This is a genomic window from Lysinibacillus sp. NPDC097162, from assembly GCF_044762185.1.
GTDB lineage: Bacteria > Bacillota > Bacilli > Bacillales_A > Planococcaceae > Lysinibacillus.
Genome location: NZ_JBIWDT010000001.1, coordinates 458457 through 476815 on the forward strand (window position 1 = coordinate 458457; position 18359 = coordinate 476815).

The window sequence follows — 18359 nt, forward strand, 5'->3', positions numbered from 1 at the left end:
TAAAAAACCTTGCAATTGTAAAATGTCCTTTAAGTCAGATGGACATTTTGCTTGCAAGGTTTTTCATTTAACGATGAAAAGGAATGACATTGGATGAGGAAGAATCGTGATTTATTTTTTGATAAATAAAACTTTCTAAAAAGTCATGTATCAGATCTTCATATTCAGCCATATTTTCATTAAAGGACTGAGCGTGTGCACCTTTATCAAAAAGTTTTAACTTTTTCGGTCCAGTCTTTTTATTATATAAATCGAGTGACATGGAAGCTGGAATAAATGTATCGGGAATACTATGGATAAAGAGAACTGGCTTTTCAATGTGTGTGACAGCTTCAGAGGGCGTTACACTTTTAAATGAATAACCATCACGTAGTCGTATAAAGAAATCAGCGAAACGGATTGGAATGATAGAACCATATTTAAATTCAGTCTTTGCAATTTGTTTAAGCAGCATTGAAAAATCTGAAAAGGCACAATCAGCAATATAAAAATCGGCACCATCTTCAACCGTTCCCGCATACAACAGCATTGTAGCTGCACCCATTGATTCTCCATGAATACCGAGGATGGCATTGTCACCAATCATCGCTTTCACGGTTTTTACAACAGCATCTAAGTCATTTTTTTCATAATAGCCATAGCTTGTTGTTTTGCCGCCTGACTCCCCATGTCTTCGATGGTCAAAAATAACGGCATTGTACCCTAGTCGTTCGAAAAGACGTGCATATTTGACCGAGTTGATTTTATTTTCTGTAACCCCATGGCAAATAATCATCGTATTATTTGTTTGTAGTGGTTGGAACATAATGCCGCGAATGGAGTAGCCATTAGGAGAGTCAATATTTAATTCGCATTTAAAATTTTTATTGTACCAAGCTTCGTCAAAACGTTTGGCAGTTGTTTCGCGTTCACGAATAAAATCGGGGTCTTTTTGCTGAATGTACATTAATTTATTAGAAAGCGCAAAGCCGAACAGCCCCGTTGCAGCAGCGGCGAGCGTCGTTGTAATACCTGAAAATAAAAGCATTTTCTTTTTCATCTTCAATACCTCCACGACTTGTTTCTTTGTATGTCTAGGCATTCGTCCCTAAGTTATCATAAGGTAAATGCATGTTTCTTAATTGTAATGTTCCCAACTATATTTGTTTAAAACACGACAACATTTTACAACAACCTTTGAAATACTGCGATTATTTCCGTTATCGAAAATCGTCAAAATATTTGTTAAAATATAGTTATCTGCTAGTAGCATATGCATGCAGTGTTGATTTTTGAACGGGGAAAAGGGGAGAATGATTATGACAAACGAGGTAGTGATTGTTAGTGCCGTGCGTACTGCAATCGGTTCATTCCAAGGAACATTAAAGGATGTGCCGGCAACAACTCTTGGAAGTATCGTTATTAAAGAAGCATTAGCGCGCGCAGGCGTAGCAGGTGAGCAAGTCGATGAAGTCATCATGGGGAATGTTTTATCGGCTGGACTAGGACAAAATCCGGCTCGTCAAGCATCGATTGCAGCGGGATTACCAAATACAGTGCCTGCTTTAACAATTAATAAAGTATGTGGCTCAGGCTTAAAAGCAGTGCATTTAGCAGCACAGGCAATTGTAGCAGGCGATGCTGACATCATTGTAGCTGGTGGCTTTGAAAATATGAGCCAAGCACCGTATGTATTAAAAAATGCACGTGAAGGCTTCCGCATGGGAGATCAAAAAGTCGTGGATACGATGATTCATGATGGTTTATGGTGTGCATTTAATGATTATCATATGGGCATTACTGCAGAAAATTTATGTGATGCGTATGAAATTACACGTGAGGAGCAAGATACTTTCGCAGCACGTTCACAACAACGTGCAGAAGCGGCTATTGCTGCTGGTAAATTTAATGATGAAATCGTTGCTGTGGAAATTCCTCAACGAAAAGGCGATGCAATTATTTTTAATCAAGATGAGTTTCCACGTGCAGGTGTTACAGCGGAATCCTTATCAAAGCTGCGCCCTGCATTTAAAAAGGACGGCTCAGTAACTGCAGCGAACGCTTCTGGTATTAACGATGGTGCAGCAGCAGTTGTCGTGATGTCAAAAGCGAAGGCGTTAGAGTTAGGGATTAAGCCAATGGCACAAATTTCAGCAAATGCGAGCTCTGGCGTAGATCCGTCAATTATGGGGACTGGTCCAGTAACTGCGGTGAAAAAAGCGTTAGCAAAGGCGAATGTATCTTTAGTAGATGTAGATTTAATTGAAGCGAATGAAGCGTTTGCGGCACAATCAATTGCTGTAGATCGCGAACTAAGCTTCAATCATGATAAACTAAATGTAAACGGGGGAGCAATTGCTCTTGGTCACCCAATTGGTGCAAGCGGGGCGCGAATTTTAGTCACACTTCTACATGAGATGGAGAAGCGTGATGCAAAAACGGGCCTTGCCACATTATGTATCGGTGGTGGACAAGGTGTAGCAACAGTTGTTCAACGCCCTTAATGTTAGTAAGAAGGTGAAAGTAATGGGAAAAAAACGAAAACAACAACAGCAGCGTGTAGATGATAGTTTCACAGCTAGTTTACCAAAGCAAGAAGCTGTGACATTAGCCGACCAGCTTGGTGGCGATGTGTTAGCGAAGTTAAAAGCTGCAAAACAAGATTTATCAGCGAAAGAGCAGGCGGCAGAGGAAGAGCGTCAAGCACAGCTAGCCTTTGAGCGCAAGCAGCGTGAGAAAAACAAATCGTTTGAAGAATTATTAAACGAGTACGGTGATAAAGGCTCTAAGTTTTAGTCTTAGATTAGTAAAAACAGTGAATCTCGTATGAGAGATTCACTGTTTTTTTTGTTAATCGCCGATAGAGTGCCTGGAATCGCCGGTAGACTCGTGAGAATCGCCGATAGAAATCCCTTGCTTATATACGATAAATATTTATTTTCTAAACATCCGTATTTTCTTCACGGCTAAGGCGATGCTAATAAAAACAATAGCACCAGCTGTATCTACTAAAACATCTTGCCCGTTCATTGTTCGTCCAGGTGTAAAGCTTTGGCGGAATTCATCTAGCATCGCAATCACTGCCGTAAGGGCAATGGCGACGCCCGCGCCAAAACGCCGTTTTCCCCATGCAAAGTAGACTCCGAGTGCAATACATCCAAAACCTATAAAATGCGTAAACTTTCGAATTAGAAATTCTACAAATTCAAAGTAGCCCCGCTCCTCAACAGACACGACTGTATCCCAATATGGAATTTTTAATACTGACAGTTGTGCTTCAAAAGGTTTATTGACCAAAAGTTCCTCAAGCTCAGGAATAATAGACTGTTGTTCGTAGCTCATGCTAGAGGAAATGGCGAGAATAACTAAAAGGAGCAGTAAAATTAGCCATTTTTTCATCGGTGGTCTGCGTATTGTTCTGCTTTTGTTAGTGTGTTAGCTACGTCAAAGTTAGTAATGGAATTGACTTTTTCGTAGGCTGTAAGTGTTTGGGCAAGTTGTTCCTGTGAACTAGCACCAATCACAGTTGAAGCAATAATAGGTTCCTTCAAATTAAAGGCAAGCCCTAATGCATGTAAATCTTCATAGTGTTTTGCTAAGTCTGTTAATGTCATGGTTAATTCATCTAGTGTATAGGTTTGATAACCGTTAACACGTTGCAAGCGCTCTTTCCAAGTATTTGTTAATAAGCCCTTTGCAACGGTGCCGCGTGTTACTACCGAAGCACCTTCACTGGCAATAAAATCTAGCCATTCTTCGGGGCGACGATCTAACGCACTATATTGCATCATGACACTTTTTGCAGAGCTAGCTGGTAAAAAACGTTTTAGTACATTAGGTCGAATCGAGGAAATGCCATATTCTCGAATTACACCGTCTTTTTTCAAGTTTTCAAATGTATCAATAATGCCATCCCAATCGTCCTCTATCGTACCACCATGAAGTTGATAGACATCAATGTAATCTGTACCTAGTCTTTTCAGGCTTTGATGCACGGCCTCTTTAATATATGTAGGGGAGGCATCCCAATGCCAGCCGTCCACACCTTGTGACCAACGATTGCCTACTTTAGTTGCGACGATCATATCTTGTCGACGTTTGCCCAAAACGGTACCAATAATTTGTTCGTTGGCACCAAAATCATATAAATCTGCTGTGTCAATGTAATTAATGCCAGCATCTAGTGCCATATCGATAATGGCTGCTGCATTATTTTTGTTTGTCGAAAGAGACATACCTCCTAAGCTGATTTCTGAAATAAATAAATTACTTGAGCCGAGCTGTCTTTTTTTCATACGAATGCCCTCCTTCGATTTCTCTACTTGTAATGGTACAATGAACATATCTGAAGAACAAGCGAGGTTATGGGCAATGAAAAAGTTTGAAGAAAAAACGACACAAACGACATCAATTTATGATGGAAAAATCGTTAAGTTACAGGTCGATGATGTCACATTACCAAATGGCAAGTCGGCAAAGCGTGAAATTATTAAGCATCCAGGTGCGGTAGCAATCATTGCCATTACCAACGAAGGCAAGCTCGTTATGGTTGAGCAATATCGTAAAGCGCTTGAGCGTTCTATTGTAGAAATTCCTGCTGGTAAACTTGAAATAGGTGAAGAACCGATCTATACTGCTCGTCGAGAACTAGAAGAAGAGACAGGCTATGGTGCACATCAATTAGAGTATTTACAAGCGTTTGCCACTTCACCAGGCTTTGCAGATGAAGTGATTCATCTATTTGTAGGAACAGATTTATATCAGATTGAAAATAGCGCAGAACTAGATGAAGATGAATTTGTCGAATTACTAGAAGTTTCGTTGGAAGAGGCACAAGCGATGGTCGCTGATGGGCGTATATATGACGCTAAGACAGCGTTTGCCGTACTTTGGTTTGCATTGCAACAAGATAAATAAAGTTTAGCATAATAGAAGCGGACGAGCATAAGCTGTACAAACCTTGATAGAAAAGGAGCATGCTAATGTCTCGTACGGTTTCTCTATTTTATCACGCATCAATTGTTGCAGTGAGCTTCGTTTGTGGCGTCATCTGCTTTCATATTATTGGAGGGGCGAATGCAGAGCCTTTTATTTTATTTATAGAACCTCGTTTAGCAGATGTGGACAGGCAATCTATTTTTCGTTTAGTGCTACCTGTCGCCGCTTCAGTCGGAATTGTATTGTTACTTGCTACACATAGTGTCTTGAAAGTTTTAGTACGTGTTACAGTCGCGATGCGCGCAACTTTTTTTGGATTTAGCTCCGTATTTTTACTGCAAAAACTTGAGGCGTTTTGGCTATATACGATTTGGTGGTTTCCATTTCAGCTTATCTATTGTATATTGTTGCTAGTATTATGTAATTTACTTGTACCCGCCTGGTCGAAGCGAAAAATCGGGAAAAAGATGAATGGACGGACAATTTTGTTGAATTTTATCGCTTTTTTCATCATAATAGTTGCTGAGTTTATTGTAATATCGTATGTACTCAAGTGAAGAAACAGCTAAAAGCATAAATGCATTTGAAATCTACTCACTATCTTGTAATAGGATTTACTCCTTTGGTATAATGAAATGAGTTTAGGGGGGCGTCACATGGAAAGCCGTATTGATCGTATTAAAAAACAGTTGCATAGTGCTAGTTATAAGCTGACGCCGCAGCGAGAAGCAACAGTTGCTGTTTTGCTAGAGCACGAAGAGGACCACTTAAGTGCAGAGGATGTCTATCTTTTAGTAAAAGATAAGGCACCTGAAATAGGTCTGGCTACTGTTTATAGAACATTAGAATTACTAACAGAGCTTAAAATCGTCGACAAAATCAACTTTGGCGATGGCGTATCACGCTATGATTTGCGCCAAGAAGGAGCTGCACATTTCCACCATCATCTAGTTTGTATCGAGTGCGGTGCTGTAGATGAAATTCAAGAAGATTTACTTGAGGATGTGGAAGCCGTTGTTGAGAAACGTTGGAACTTTATTATAAAAGATCACCGACTAACTTTCCACGGTATTTGCTGGCGTTGTCATGATAAAACCGACGAAACGAATGAAGAACAATAACGAAAAACTGTCTGATGAAATCTTACGTATAGATTGCATTAGGCAGTTTTTTGTTTTTTCACTTGTATGCTTGGACTTTCTATTAAACTAGTCAATTCGATTGAAGTGAGCCCTTTCGCACTTTTTTTATAGGCGTGCTAAAATAGAGAATAATTGACAGTGAGGGGGCGTTGTGATGAATGAATTTCAATATGCAATAGAGGATTATATCCATTTTATCCAGGTAGAGCGGCAATTATCCGTTAATACATTAGCATCCTATCGCCGAGACTTAGAAAACTATGTACATTTTTTGCAAGAAGCTGAAGGGATGACTGATTTTCGGCATGTTGAACGGACAACTATATTACGTCATTTAGAACAACTGCGTATGCAAGGGAAGACAAGCCGTACTGTTGCGCGCCATATTTCATCGATTCGTAGTTTCCACCAATTTTTACTTCGAGAAAAGCGAACAGAATCAGATCCAACAGTCCATTTAGAAATGCCAACGATTGAACAAAAACTTCCGAATATCCTTTCCATAGAAGAAATAGAAGCTTTACTGACAGCGCCGAACCGCAGTAAGCCGCAAGGTATTCGTGATGTGGCGATGCTAGAGCTGCTATATGGCTCTGGTATGCGTATTAGTGAGCTGATTGCACTTGATTTAGCTGATATTCATCTGACAATGGGCTTTGTACGTGTATTTGGAAAGGGCGGCAAAGAACGCATCATTCCACTAGGAAAAAGCGCCCTTTCTGCTTTGAGTGTTTATTTAGATGGCGCAAGAGGAACATTACAAGGGAAATATCCAAAAACAGATGCATTTTTTATAAATCAACGTGGAAAACGTTTAACTAGACAAGGTTGTTGGAAATTAATGAAGGAGCACGCATTAAAGGCAGGCATCCAGCATGAGCTTACACCGCATACTTTACGCCATTCGTTTGCTACCCATTTAGTAGAGAATGGAGCTGATTTACGTGCAGTGCAGGAGATGCTAGGTCATGCAGATATTTCTACAACCCAAATTTATACGCATATTAGTAAAACGAGACTTTCTGAGGTATATAAGCAGTACCATCCACGTGCTTAACATAGAAAAATAAGCGATGGATCGAGTCTCTTTTCGTATAAAAGAATAAATATTTACCTTAGTCGGATGTCTGACCTTTATCCTTTAGCTTGTTTTTGGTAAAATGGAGTCGTGAGATTAGGAGGCAACAATTATGAATAAACCATTTAAAAAAATCCATGTCGTTGTAATGGATTCAGTTGGGATTGGTGAGGCACCAGACGCAGCTAAATTCGGAGATGTAGGCGCACATACATTAGGCCATATCGCTGAAAAAATGAATGGGCTTACAATGCCCGTTATGGAATCGTTTGGCTTAGCAAATATTGAGCCGCTTCAAGGAATGCAAGCAGTGGATGCGCCAAAAGCATACTACGGTAAAATGCAGGAAGCATCTGTTGGGAAAGACACAATGACAGGTCACTGGGAGATTATGGGACTTAATATTGATAAACCATTTAAAGTGTACCCAGAAGGATTCCCTGCTGAACTTATTGCGGAGCTTGAACAACGTACAGGCCGAAAAGTGCTATGTAATAAGCCAGCAAGTGGCACACAAGTGATTGATGATTTTGGGCAAGAACATATGGACACAGGGGCAATCATTGTCTACACATCTGCTGATCCTGTATTACAAATTGCTGCACATGAAGAAATCATTCCACTTGAAGAACTTTATAAAATTTGCGAAATTGCACGTGAATTAACATTGCAGCCAGAGTACTTAGTAGGACGCGTTATAGCACGACCATTTATCGGTACACCAGGTAACTTTACGCGTACGCCAAATCGTCATGATTATGCGTTAAAGCCATTTGGTCGCACAACGATGAATGCATTAATGGATGCAGGATTAGATGTAATCGCTATCGGTAAAATTTCAGATATTTTCAATGGTGAAGGGGTTACTGATGCAGTTCGTACAAAAAATAATATGGACGGCATGGACCAATTTGCAGAGGTTGCACGACGTGATTTCCACGGGATAAGCTTCTTAAATTTAGTAGATTTTGATGCGAATTTTGGACATCGTCGTGATCCACTTGGCTATGGCAATGCCCTACAAGAATTTGATGCACGCCTTCCTGAAATTTTAGAGGCAATGACAGAAGATGACTTACTTATGATTACAGCTGACCACGGAAATGATCCGACATTCCCTGGCACAGATCATACACGTGAATACGTACCACTAATTATCTATTCACCACGTTTTAAAGGTGGTAGCGAGCTAGCTCTACGTGAGACTTTTGCAGATATTGCCGCAACTGTCGCTGAAAACTTCAATGTAGAAGCACCACCATTCGGTAAAAGTTTCTTAAATGATTTAAAATAAGGAGGAATTTTCCATGAATATGGTGCAACTATTTGAAAAGAAAAAACAAGGTAAGGAGCTTTCACAGGCAGAAATTCAATACTTTGTTGAAGGCTATACAACAGGTTCTATTCCAGATTATCAGGCAAGCTCTTTGCTAATGGCCATTCGCTTAATTGGCATGACAGATGAAGAAACTTTTTATTTAACGAAGGCAATGATTGAATCAGGAGATGTCATTGATTTAACTTCGATCGAAGGCTTTAAAATTGATAAACATTCAACAGGTGGTGTCGGTGACAAAGTAACGTTAATCGTAACACCGATTATTGCTTCACTAGGCATTCCAGTGGCGAAGTTTAGTGGTAAAGGCCTTGGTATTACAGGTGGTACAATTGACAAACTAGAATCGATTCGAGGCTTAAAAACAGAGCTGTCTTCACAAGAATTTATTGATAATGTCAATAAACATAAAATTGCTGTTGCTGGTCAAACGGGTAATCTCGTGCCAGCAGACAAAAAACTTTATGCATTGCGTGATGTAACGGGTACTGTCGATTCTATCCCGTTAATTGCTGCGTCTATTATGAGTAAAAAAATTGCAAGTGGCGCAGATGGCATTGTGTTAGATGTCAAATGTGGTTCTGGCGCATTTATGAAAACTGAAGAAGAAGCTAAAAAATTAGCTGAGGCGATGACAGCGATTGGTGAAAAACTAGGACGTAAAGTAGTCGCACATATTAGTGATATGGATAATCCACTCGGAAAAATGATTGGTAATAAGCTTGAAGTAGTGGAGGCATATGCCTTACTAAGTGGTCGTTTAGAGGAGACACACGCTGATTTATTTGAGGAGTGCATCATTATTTCTTCACTTATGTATCAGATTGCAGCTGGAGTGGATGAAGCAACAGCAGTAGCGGCAGTTAAGAAAGTGTTAGAGGACGGATCTGCAGCGGCTAAGTTTGAGGAATTTATAGTGGCACAAGGCGGAGATTTAGCGGATATTGTGCAAAATGATACGGCTCATAAGATTGCGGTAACAGCAGCGTCAGAAGGCGTTGTAGAGTCTATCAATGCATTAATGATTGGTGAGGCAAGCGTTAGTCTTGGTGCAGGTCGCTTAACGAAGGAATCCGCACTAGATTATGATGCGGGTATTCAACTAGTCGCAAAAAAAGGTGACCGTGTAACGGCTGGTGAAACGATTGCTTATCTGTATTCAAACAGTGAAATCAATGAGGAAACAGTCGATAAAGTACAGCAAGCTTATACAATTGCATAAATAAAAAATAGAATACGCTAGTTGATGGTAGCGGAGGCGTATACTTCTGCGGGAGGCATGCAAGATGCAACTTGTGACGCGATAGCGACGGTTGTGGCTTACAGTGTGCCCGTGGAAAGCGTCCTCCTTAGTAAACATCAACGACATTGCAAAAAAGTGTTAGATTGACTGCAGTCAATCTAACACTTTTTTCTTTTGTTGTTCGGCAACTATTTTACCAATTACCTACATATAAAAGCCTCCTACGTAGTTACACTTACAAAAAATGTAGACCACGTTTAAAACTTACTTAATTATCCCATACTGCACTTAACCTAAAAGCAATAAGAATGTCGATTTTACACTATTTCGAGGGACTTGGCACTAGTTATGTCAACAGCAAGGATTTGTCATATGGAATGTGGAATTGCACGAGGAGGAGGCGATGTTCATGCATTTTCAATTAGAAATGGTAACGAGAGAGACAGTGGTTATACGTTTATTTGGTGAGCTCGATCATCATGCAGTTGAGCAAATTCGGGCTAAAATTTCTACAGCAATTTTTCAAGGCGCTGTAACGACCATCATTTGGAATTTCGAGCGACTATCGTTTATGGATAGTTCGGGTGTAGGCCTTGTGCTTGGTCGAATGCGTGAATTAGAGGCAGTGGCTGGAAGAACAATTTTATTGAATCCATCGCCGACAATGCGAAAAGTATTTCAATTTTCAGGTTTAGGTCCGTGGATGATGGATGCAACAGAGGAAGAAGCGATTGATCGAGTTAGGGGGATTGTAAATGGATAACGAAATGACATTAACTTTTTTAGCAATTAGCGAAAATGAAGCTTTGGCACGTGTGGCTATTACGGGCTTTATCGCACAATTAGACCCAACAATTGATGAACTATCAGAATTTAAAACAGTTGTCTCGGAAGCTGTTTCCAATGCCATTATCCACGGTTACGAAGAGGATGGCAAAGGTGTTGTTACAGTTCATGCAAAGCGCGAAGATGATATTGTAACCGTATCTGTAATGGATAACGGGGTTGGTATTGCAGATGTGAGTCAAGCAATGGAACCTTTGTTTACAACGAAAAGTGCAATGGAACGTTCCGGAATGGGCTTTACAATTATGGATAGCTTTTCAGATCAACTGACAGTAATGTCTAAATGGCAACAAGGTACAACAGTAACGTTTACGAAAAAATTTTACTCGGTTCGCACGGCGGTAATGTGAGGTTGCTATCGTGAAGCCGATAGAACAGTCGTCCGATAAGCTTTTGTCACAGGAGGAAATGCGTGATTTAATTGCGCGTTCACAACAGGGCGACCATGAAGCTCGTAAACGAATGATTGAGGGGAATACGAGACTTGTATGGTCCATCGTCCAACGCTTTACTACAAGGGGCGTGGAGCTCGAAGATTTATTTCAAATTGGCTGTATAGGGCTTATGAAATCTGTAGATAAGTTTGATCTAGCATACGATGTGAAGTTTTCCACATATGCGGTGCCGATGATTATCGGCGAAATACAGCGCTTCTTAAGGGATGATGGCATGGTGAAGGTGAGCCGCTCGATTCGTGAGCTTAACTTTAAAATACGCCATGCAACTGACGAATTTATTAAGAACAATGAGCATCCACCGACCATTCAAGATTTAGCACAAGTACTTGGTGTTACGACAGAGGAAATCGTAACGGCATCGGATGCTTTAAGGGATCCTGCTTCTTTACATGAGCAATTGTATGAAAGTGAAGGGGATTCTATTACGTTAATGGACCAAATGAAGGATGAAAAATCTGAGCAACCATTTGAGTATATTCCGCTTAAAGAAGTGCTAACAAGATTAGACCCCAGAGAGCAATCCATTATTTATTTACGATATTTTTCAGACTGTACACAAACTGAAATTGCCAACAGGCTTGGTATTTCACAAGTACAAGTATCTCGTTTAGAGAAAAAGATTTTAGCGCAGTTAAAAAGCTGGATGGCCACGAGTGCCACAGTCGAACATGGAGTAGAAAAAGACATCTAAGAAAATGGTGACACCATGACAAATAAACTATTTAACAGCTTAGAAGAAGCCGAAGATTTTCTTAAAGAGCAATTTGGGGACGGCGAATCATTTGACGTTGGAATTAAGCATTTATTTGTCAAAGATTTGCCGGTTCTTTGTGCATATATTAGTGGGCTTGTAGATGGGGAAGCCCTAACGCAGCTACTATCTAGTATGTTACCTGAAGAAGACATCGATATTGACGATGAGAAAGAATATTTTGAAACAATTTTCAATTTTCATGGTCGTTCTGAAGAAACAGAGCGTAAAGCCTATTTGCTCGCCATTTTAAGTGGACAAGTAACATTTATCACTAAAGGTGGTTACTGTTATGTTGCTGAGCTGCGAAATTATCCAGGGCGATCACCAGAAGAGCCTGATAATGAAAAGGTAATACGTGGTTCAAGGGATGGCTTTACGGAAGGAATTTCACAAAATACAGCTTTAGTGCGTCGACGCATTCGCAACAGTAATTTACGTTTCGAGCTACATAAAATATCCAAAATCGGTCAAACCGATGTCGCAATTGCGTTTATGAAGGATATTGCAAATGAGGAAATGCTCGATAAATTGCGACAGCGTCTTGGTCAAATTAACCATGATGGTTTGACAATGGCCGATAAATCTCTAGAGGAGTGGCTATTTAAGCAAAAGTTTCACCCAATACCATTTGTACGTTATACAGAACGACCCGATATTGTCGCTGCTCATTTATTAGAGGGCCATGTGGCCATTATGGTGGATACTTCACCTTCAGTTATTTTAGTACCTATTACAATTTTCCATTTATTGCAGCACGCTGAAGAATACAGACAAGCGCCAATTGTTGGGACATTTGTTCGTTTTATGCGTTATTTCGGAACGATTATGGGGTTACTATTACTACCATTATGGTACTTATTTGTAACGAACGAATCGTTATTACCTGACACCTTGTCCTTTTTAGGTAGTCAGGAAAAATCACATATTCCAATATTACTGCAAATTCTAATAGCTGATATAGGGATTGAATTTTTAAGGATGGCCGCCATTCATACCCCTACGCCATTGTCCACTGCAATGGGATTAGTAGCAGGGGTAATTATTGGACAAATCGCGATTGATGTTGGCGTTTTCTCATCAGAAGTTGTGTTATATACAGCAGTAGGAGCGATATTTACATTTATTATTCCATCTTATGAGCTAAGTATTTCCATTAAGCTCTTTAGAATTTTCTTGCTCCTTATGACAGGCATTTGGGGGGCGGATGGATTATTCATTGGGGTATTTATATTATTTACGTATTTATGTTCATTACGTCCGTTACAAGCGCCGTATTTGTGGCCGCTCGTACCATTTTTCCCAACAGCAATGCTTCGGGTAATTATCCGTTTCCCAATGACATCGGATGCATTAAGACCTTTTGTTGTCGATTCCAAACAGCGAAAAAGATCATAGGAGCCGTTGCACTCACTTTTTTCATGTGATAAAGTTCACCTATAGTATTTTGTGATTTTTGCAAAAATTATTTTTGTTAGCATGCCCAAATGGTATGAGCAATGAGCCATTTACATGCTCGTAAAAGATAATGCCTCGATTGGATGTTTTCAAAACTAAGTTTTTGGGTACACCATGAGGTGCAATTGTTACAAAATGGAGACGTGAAAAGGGAGAGATGCAAATGCATTTATATGGAACACAAGCGATTTCTGAAGATGGACATTTAACAATAGGACAAGTAGACACATTAGAGCTTGCAAAAGTATACGGTACACCACTTTTTGTGTACGATACGGCGCTTATTCGGAAGCGTGCACGCAGCTTTATCGATACATTTAAAAAACTAGGTGTAAAAGCAGAAGTAGCTTATGCTTCAAAAGCATTTGCATGTGTAGCGGTGTATCAATTAGCAGCAGAGGAAAATCTATCATTGGATGTTGTCTCTGGAGGGGAGCTATTTACAGCATTAAAAGCTGGATTCCCTGCAGAGCGCATTCACTTCCATGGCAATAATAAAAGTATTGCCGAATTAGAGCTAGCCTTTGACTCAAAAATTGGTTGTATTGTAGTAGATAACTTCTATGAAATTAAGCTTTTAAAAGAAATTTCAGAGCGCCGTCAGCAAAACATGCGTATTTTGTTACGTGTCACACCAGGTGTTGAGGCACATACACATGATTTCATTACGACAGGGCAAGCTGATTCTAAATTTGGCTTTGACTTAAACAACGGCCAAGCAGATGAAGCATTCGAGCAAACATTTAAACATGAATACTTACAGCTTTTGGGCTTACATTGCCATATAGGCTCTCAAATTTTTGATACAGCTGGCTTTGGTTTAGCGGGAGAAAAATTAATCGACAAGATTTCTAACTGGAACAAGACTCACGGTTTTACGTGCACTGTGTTAAACTTAGGTGGGGGCTTTGGTATTCGCTATACAGAAGAAGACGCACCGCTTGAGCCGCAAGTATATGTTGAGGATATGATTACAGTTGTGAAAAATAAAGCAACGGTACTTGGGCTAACGATGCCAGAAATCTGGATTGAACCAGGTCGTTCACTGGTTGGCGATGCAGGAACATCACTTTATACAATAGGTTCTCAAAAAACAGTACCAGATGTACGGAACTACATTGCAGTTGATGGTGGAATGAGTGATAATATTCGTCCTGCACTTTACGATGCGAAATACGAGGCGGTCATTGCGAGTAAAGCCAATGCACCTAAAGAAGAAACGTACACTGTAGCTGGAAAACTTTGTGAATCGGGCGATAAATTGATTATCGATGCAAAATTACAAGAAGCAGCTTCAGGTGATGTACTAGCAATCTTCTGTACAGGGGCATATGGCTATTCGATGGCGAGCAACTACAATCGTGTACCACGTCCAGCGGTGGTATTTGTAGAAAATGGACAGCACCAATTAGCCATTAAACGTGAAAGTTATGAAGATATTGTACAAAATGATCTCCCGTTAACGTTAAAAAAGGGTGAATGAATTTGAGAAAAAATAAATGGGTATTATTAGCGTCCATGACGACTTTTATTTTATTGTGGGGCGTTGTCTATTGGGTGTTAGCATCAAAAGGTATTCTCGGCCCTGGTTCGTAAGACAGAAATTGGCTTGCGGTAATAGTACAAATCGTGTAGGATAGTCAAAGATTATGTACAGCTAGAAAAAGAGGGAATAGACAAATATGTTAATTCGATATAAAAAAGCTTTCGAGAAAATAGCGATGGGGCTACTCTCGTTTATGCCTAACGAAAAAGACATTAAAAAGCTCACAGAGACAATCCAATCTTATGAAAATGATGAGAATTGGGTATTATATTTATGGAAAAAGAACGATGAGTATGTTGGTATCGTCGGGCTTGTAGTAGACAATAACACAGCAACTATTCAGCACGTTTCTGTAGTTCCATCTTATAGAGGTGAAGGTGTGGCAAAAGAAATGCTACAAGAAGTAGCAGAACTTGGCCAATACGAACATGTGCGTGCAACGGATGAAACGCGTGAATTTGTTCAAAAATGTATACAATGTAATGAAGAAAAAGCAGACGAAAATTAACGTCTGCTTTTTCTTTGTTTGCTTTCTTGTCGTTCAGCAAGAATATGTGAGCGATCACGGAGCATATGTTTATGAAGAAGATAATCAGCGCTACTTTCCGGTAAAAGTAGTATGCGCGCCATCACTAAATCATGTAAAGCGGGCATTAGCGGTAATTGAAACGCTTGAAAGGACTTGCCCATTCGAATGTTGTTGAGCGTTTCGGTTAATTTTGTGATAAGAATTGTGTAGTCTATTTCATGAAAAAACACATTTCCTTTATTGAGTTGAAAATTATTGAGTGCTTTATGTAGGATTTTGAAAGCACCAGTTGCGTTGCCGCGACGCCAATGATATAATCCTGTCGCTAATTGAACATAACCTACAAGAGGATGATTTTTATTGCCAGGCGCGATGTCCTTCCAATATTCCTCGAGTACTTCATGGCATTCAAAAAAATCCCCATTGCCATTGAAATAGGCACAGTAATCAATAAATAAAGTATGGTGCTGTGGATGCATTTTGGACTCCTTTCCACTATACTAAAAGAACATTGAAGATCAGGGTGGTAAAATAATGTCTTATGAAGTAAAATTAGAAGCCTTTTCAGGACCTCTTGATTTATTATTGCACTTAATTCACAGATTGGAAATTGATATCTATGATATTCCAATGGCTGAAATTACGCAACAATATATAGATCATATCCATGCGATGCAGGTACTGGAATTAAATGAGGCGAGTGAGTATTTAGTGATGGCTGCTACACTCTTAGCCATAAAAAGTCGTATGCTCTTACCGATACATGAAGGAGAGCTAGAGGATGCGGAAATTGAAGTCGATGGACCTGACCCTCGTGAGGAACTGGTTCAACGTTTAATAGAGTATAAAAAATATAAAGAAGCGGCAGGCAACCTACAGGAGCTTGAATCAGATAGAGCGCAGGTGTTTACGAGACCACCAACAGATTTATCGGGATTGGCATCAGATGAGCAAATGGCGTTGTTCGATATGAATGTCAATATATATGATATGCTTGGTGCCTTCCAAAAGCTGATGCGCAGAAAAAAATTAAAAAAGCCATTAAAAACAACTGTCACGAGACAGGAACGCTCGGTTAAAGATCAAATGCGTTCGGTTGTGAATTCTTTACGTTCCACAGGTGGACGTGCATCATTTTTCGAGCTTTTTCCCTATGAAGATAAACCAACACTGATTTTAACGTTTCTATCACTGCTGGAACTGATGAAACGTCAGATTGTCATTGTAGAGCAAGACGGTAATTTTGAAGAACTAACGGTCACATTACAGAAGGAGGAATGGGATGATGACGAAAACAATGATCCTACAAAGTAGAATTGAAGCTTTATTATTTGTTGTGGGAGATGATGGCTTAACGATTAAGCAATTGGCACACTTGCTTGGTGATGCAGAAGAAGTTGTTGCACAAGCTATGGATGCATTACGTACAGCATTTGACGAAGATGAAAATAGAGGAATTACAATTAAAGAAATGGCTGGTGTTTACCAATTAATTACAAAGCATGAGCTTGCAGATACGATACAAAAATTAGTAGAGAATCCGACAGCACAATCATTATCTCAGGCATCCTTAGAAGTATTGGCTATAGTGGCGTATAAACAACCTATTACAAGGGTAGCGATTGAAGATTTACGAGGCGTAAAATGTGAACGGCCACTACAAACACTGGCTTCCAGAGGGCTAGTGAAAGAGGTTGGCCGTTCAGAGGGAACTGGACGTGCTATTTTATATGGCACAACAAAAGAGTTCTTAAATTACTTTGGTTTAAATAGTATTGAAGAAATGCCTCCATTACCTGAGGAGGAAAATGGAGATACAGAGCAAGAAACGGATTTATTTATGACCAAATTCCAAGAAACTTTTAACGGCGTTAAGTAATAGAGGAAATGTGCTCGTCGCTTTCCTTTTTAGTTTAATAGTTTTTACTTATCTATCACTTATAATAAGGAGTGGCTTGTTGCTACGGTTACTACGAGTAATGTTGTTCATGGTAGTAGTTGGAATTTTAGTTTTTCCACAAAATGGTTTGGCAAGAGGCGGAAGCGGATATGTTGTGTTAGACGGCGACACAGGTCGCGTATTATCAGGTACTAATAGTGATGCAAGGCTCCCAATCGCAAGTTTAACAAAAATTTGGACAGCTCTCGTCGCCATTGAAAACAGTGATCTACAAGATGAAGTAGTCATTTCTCCAAGGGCTGCAATGGCTGAAGGTTCGTCTATTTATTTGCAAGCTGGTGAGACGGTAACAGTTGAAACCTTGCTTTATGGCTTAATGCTCCGATCTGGCAATGATGCTGCAACTGCATTAGCTGAGCATGCAGGTGGTTCAGTTGAAGGTTTTGTCAAATTAATGAATGAACGAGCGGTGATTGCTGGCCTCACAAATACAGTTTTTATGAACCCGTCTGGCTTGCATCATGACGAGCATTTATCTTCTGCAAGAGATACAGCGGAGATGTTGAGGTTAGCGCTCCAAAATAAAACCTTTGAAAAAATTGCATCTACTGTCCTTTATCGTGCCAATACAGAAAACGGCATGCTGTGGGAAAATAAACACCGCTTATTACGAGAAGGCTCAGGAGTCGCAGCTGATGTAGATGATGAGACGGAGCAACCTGTAAGTTCATTGAAATCAGCAACAGGTACTGCTTTTGCTGGAAAGACTGGTTTTACAAAGGTCGCTGGAAGAACATTGGCAACTGCTTTTCATAAAGATGGGCAAACATGTATTGTTGTCACTTTAAATGAATCTGATGACTGGAATATGCATCGAGGTTTAGCAAATGAGGTTTGGAAAAATTATAATATGGAGACGGTTGTGAAAAAGGGGAAATACAATGTCAACGATAAACTGGCTATCCGTTTAGAGCAACCAATTCAATTGCAATTAAACAAAGAGGAAAAAAAGACAGTTAGGCAAGTACTTCAAGTGTCCAGAAAAAGAAAGGAAGCAGTACTTTCGATATTTATTGGGGAAGAGCGTATTTATGCAACGCCTGTTAAAGTAGAATCAGCGGATCGTTAAAAGCGATGCGCTGATTTTTTTATAAT

Annotated in this window: 21 protein-coding genes; 17 read left to right on the forward strand and 4 right to left on the reverse strand. The window is 39.8% G+C overall.

Annotated elements, in window-relative coordinates; all coding sequences use genetic code 11:
• Positions 1-67 precede the first annotated feature (67 nt).
• Positions 68-1039 (reverse strand): alpha/beta hydrolase, encoded by a 972-nt coding sequence (locus ACIQXW_RS02155; RefSeq protein ID WP_401018981.1) that lies wholly within the window; start codon positions 1037-1039, stop codon positions 68-70.
• A gap of 259 nt (positions 1040-1298) precedes the next feature.
• On the opposite strand from ACIQXW_RS02155, the gene ACIQXW_RS02160 reads away from it, so the two are divergent.
• Both ACIQXW_RS02160 and ACIQXW_RS02165 read left to right on the forward strand, forming a co-directional pair.
• On the forward strand, positions 1299-2483 hold the full coding sequence (locus ACIQXW_RS02160) for an acetyl-CoA C-acetyltransferase (RefSeq protein WP_402759624.1): 1185 nt from the start codon (positions 1299-1301) through the stop codon (positions 2481-2483).
• Between the two features lie 22 nt (positions 2484-2505).
• Positions 2506-2775, forward strand: coding sequence for a YqkE family protein (locus ACIQXW_RS02165; RefSeq protein WP_340825550.1), 270 nt, complete (start codon positions 2506-2508; stop codon positions 2773-2775).
• Between the two features lie 138 nt (positions 2776-2913).
• Here ACIQXW_RS02165 and ACIQXW_RS02170 read toward each other — a convergent pair whose 3' ends face one another.
• Positions 2914-3378: a VanZ family protein gene (locus ACIQXW_RS02170; protein ID WP_402759626.1), complete on the reverse strand. Its 465-nt coding sequence runs from the start codon at positions 3376-3378 to the stop codon at positions 2914-2916.
• Positions 3375-4274 carry an aldo/keto reductase gene (locus tag ACIQXW_RS02175; protein WP_402759627.1) on the reverse strand — a complete coding sequence of 300 codons (900 nt, stop codon included), beginning with the start codon at positions 4272-4274 and terminating at the stop codon, positions 3375-3377. Before ACIQXW_RS02175 ends, ACIQXW_RS02170 begins: the two co-directional genes overlap by 4 nt.
• Before the next feature lie 76 nt (positions 4275-4350).
• On the opposite strand from ACIQXW_RS02175, the gene ACIQXW_RS02180 reads away from it, so the two are divergent.
• The 12 genes from ACIQXW_RS02180 to ACIQXW_RS02235 all read left to right on the forward strand — a co-directional run bounded on the left by ACIQXW_RS02180 (position 4351) and on the right by ACIQXW_RS02235 (position 15283).
• Positions 4351-4896, forward strand: a complete 546-nt coding sequence (locus tag ACIQXW_RS02180; protein WP_402759629.1) for an NUDIX domain-containing protein — start codon at positions 4351-4353, stop codon at positions 4894-4896.
• A gap of 65 nt (positions 4897-4961) precedes the next feature.
• Positions 4962-5474: a hypothetical protein gene (locus tag ACIQXW_RS02185; protein ID WP_340825544.1), complete on the forward strand. Its 513-nt coding sequence runs from the start codon at positions 4962-4964 to the stop codon at positions 5472-5474.
• Between the two features lie 99 nt (positions 5475-5573).
• Positions 5574-6038: a ferric iron uptake transcriptional regulator gene (fur, locus tag ACIQXW_RS02190; protein ID WP_340825543.1), complete on the forward strand. Its 465-nt coding sequence runs from the start codon at positions 5574-5576 to the stop codon at positions 6036-6038.
• A 175-nt stretch (positions 6039-6213) separates the two neighbouring features.
• Positions 6214-7116, forward strand: a complete 903-nt coding sequence (gene xerD, locus ACIQXW_RS02195; protein WP_340825542.1) for a site-specific tyrosine recombinase XerD — start codon at positions 6214-6216, stop codon at positions 7114-7116.
• 133 nt (positions 7117-7249) lie between these two features.
• Positions 7250-8431 carry a phosphopentomutase gene (gene deoB / locus ACIQXW_RS02200; protein ID WP_402759631.1) on the forward strand — a complete coding sequence of 394 codons (1182 nt, stop codon included), beginning with the start codon at positions 7250-7252 and terminating at the stop codon, positions 8429-8431.
• Positions 8432-8444: 13 nt separating this feature from the next.
• Positions 8445-9695, forward strand: coding sequence for a thymidine phosphorylase (locus ACIQXW_RS02205; RefSeq protein WP_340825540.1), 1251 nt, complete (start codon positions 8445-8447; stop codon positions 9693-9695).
• 430 nt (positions 9696-10125) lie between these two features.
• Positions 10126-10479: an anti-sigma F factor antagonist gene (gene spoIIAA / locus ACIQXW_RS02210; RefSeq protein WP_024361503.1), complete on the forward strand. Its 354-nt coding sequence runs from the start codon at positions 10126-10128 to the stop codon at positions 10477-10479.
• Positions 10472-10912, forward strand: a complete 441-nt coding sequence (gene spoIIAB / locus ACIQXW_RS02215) for an anti-sigma F factor (protein WP_340825539.1) — start codon at positions 10472-10474, stop codon at positions 10910-10912. Before spoIIAA ends, spoIIAB begins: the two co-directional genes overlap by 8 nt.
• A 10-nt stretch (positions 10913-10922) precedes the next feature.
• On the forward strand, positions 10923-11711 hold the full coding sequence (locus tag ACIQXW_RS02220) for a SigF/SigG family RNA polymerase sporulation sigma factor (RefSeq protein WP_337981793.1): 789 nt from the start codon (positions 10923-10925) through the stop codon (positions 11709-11711).
• 15 nt (positions 11712-11726) lie between these two features.
• Positions 11727-13169 carry a spore germination protein gene (locus tag ACIQXW_RS02225; RefSeq protein WP_401018971.1) on the forward strand — a complete coding sequence of 481 codons (1443 nt, stop codon included), beginning with the start codon at positions 11727-11729 and terminating at the stop codon, positions 13167-13169.
• 223 nt (positions 13170-13392) lie between these two features.
• Positions 13393-14712 (forward strand): diaminopimelate decarboxylase, encoded by a 1320-nt coding sequence (lysA, locus tag ACIQXW_RS02230; RefSeq protein ID WP_340825537.1) that lies wholly within the window; start codon positions 13393-13395, stop codon positions 14710-14712.
• A 199-nt stretch (positions 14713-14911) separates the two neighbouring features.
• Positions 14912-15283, forward strand: coding sequence for a GNAT family N-acetyltransferase (locus tag ACIQXW_RS02235; RefSeq protein ID WP_340825536.1), 372 nt, complete (start codon positions 14912-14914; stop codon positions 15281-15283).
• On the opposite strand, the gene ACIQXW_RS02240 is transcribed toward ACIQXW_RS02235, so the two are convergent.
• Positions 15280-15783, reverse strand: coding sequence for a DUF309 domain-containing protein (locus ACIQXW_RS02240; protein WP_340825534.1), 504 nt, complete (start codon positions 15781-15783; stop codon positions 15280-15282). The genes ACIQXW_RS02235 and ACIQXW_RS02240 overlap by 4 nt on opposite strands.
• A gap of 55 nt (positions 15784-15838) precedes the next feature.
• On the opposite strand from ACIQXW_RS02240, the gene ACIQXW_RS02245 reads away from it, so the two are divergent.
• From ACIQXW_RS02245 to ACIQXW_RS02255, 3 genes are all read left to right on the forward strand, one after another.
• Positions 15839-16618 carry a segregation/condensation protein A gene (locus ACIQXW_RS02245; RefSeq protein ID WP_340825533.1) on the forward strand — a complete coding sequence of 260 codons (780 nt, stop codon included), beginning with the start codon at positions 15839-15841 and terminating at the stop codon, positions 16616-16618.
• Positions 16590-17183: an SMC-Scp complex subunit ScpB gene (gene scpB / locus ACIQXW_RS02250; protein ID WP_340826510.1), complete on the forward strand. Its 594-nt coding sequence runs from the start codon at positions 16590-16592 to the stop codon at positions 17181-17183. The genes ACIQXW_RS02245 and scpB overlap by 29 nt, the downstream gene beginning before the upstream one ends.
• Positions 17184-17262: 79 nt before the next feature.
• Complete coding sequence (locus tag ACIQXW_RS02255) at positions 17263-18333, forward strand: D-alanyl-D-alanine carboxypeptidase family protein (RefSeq protein WP_340825532.1); 1071 nt, start codon at positions 17263-17265, stop codon at positions 18331-18333.
• Positions 18334-18359 lie beyond the last annotated feature (26 nt).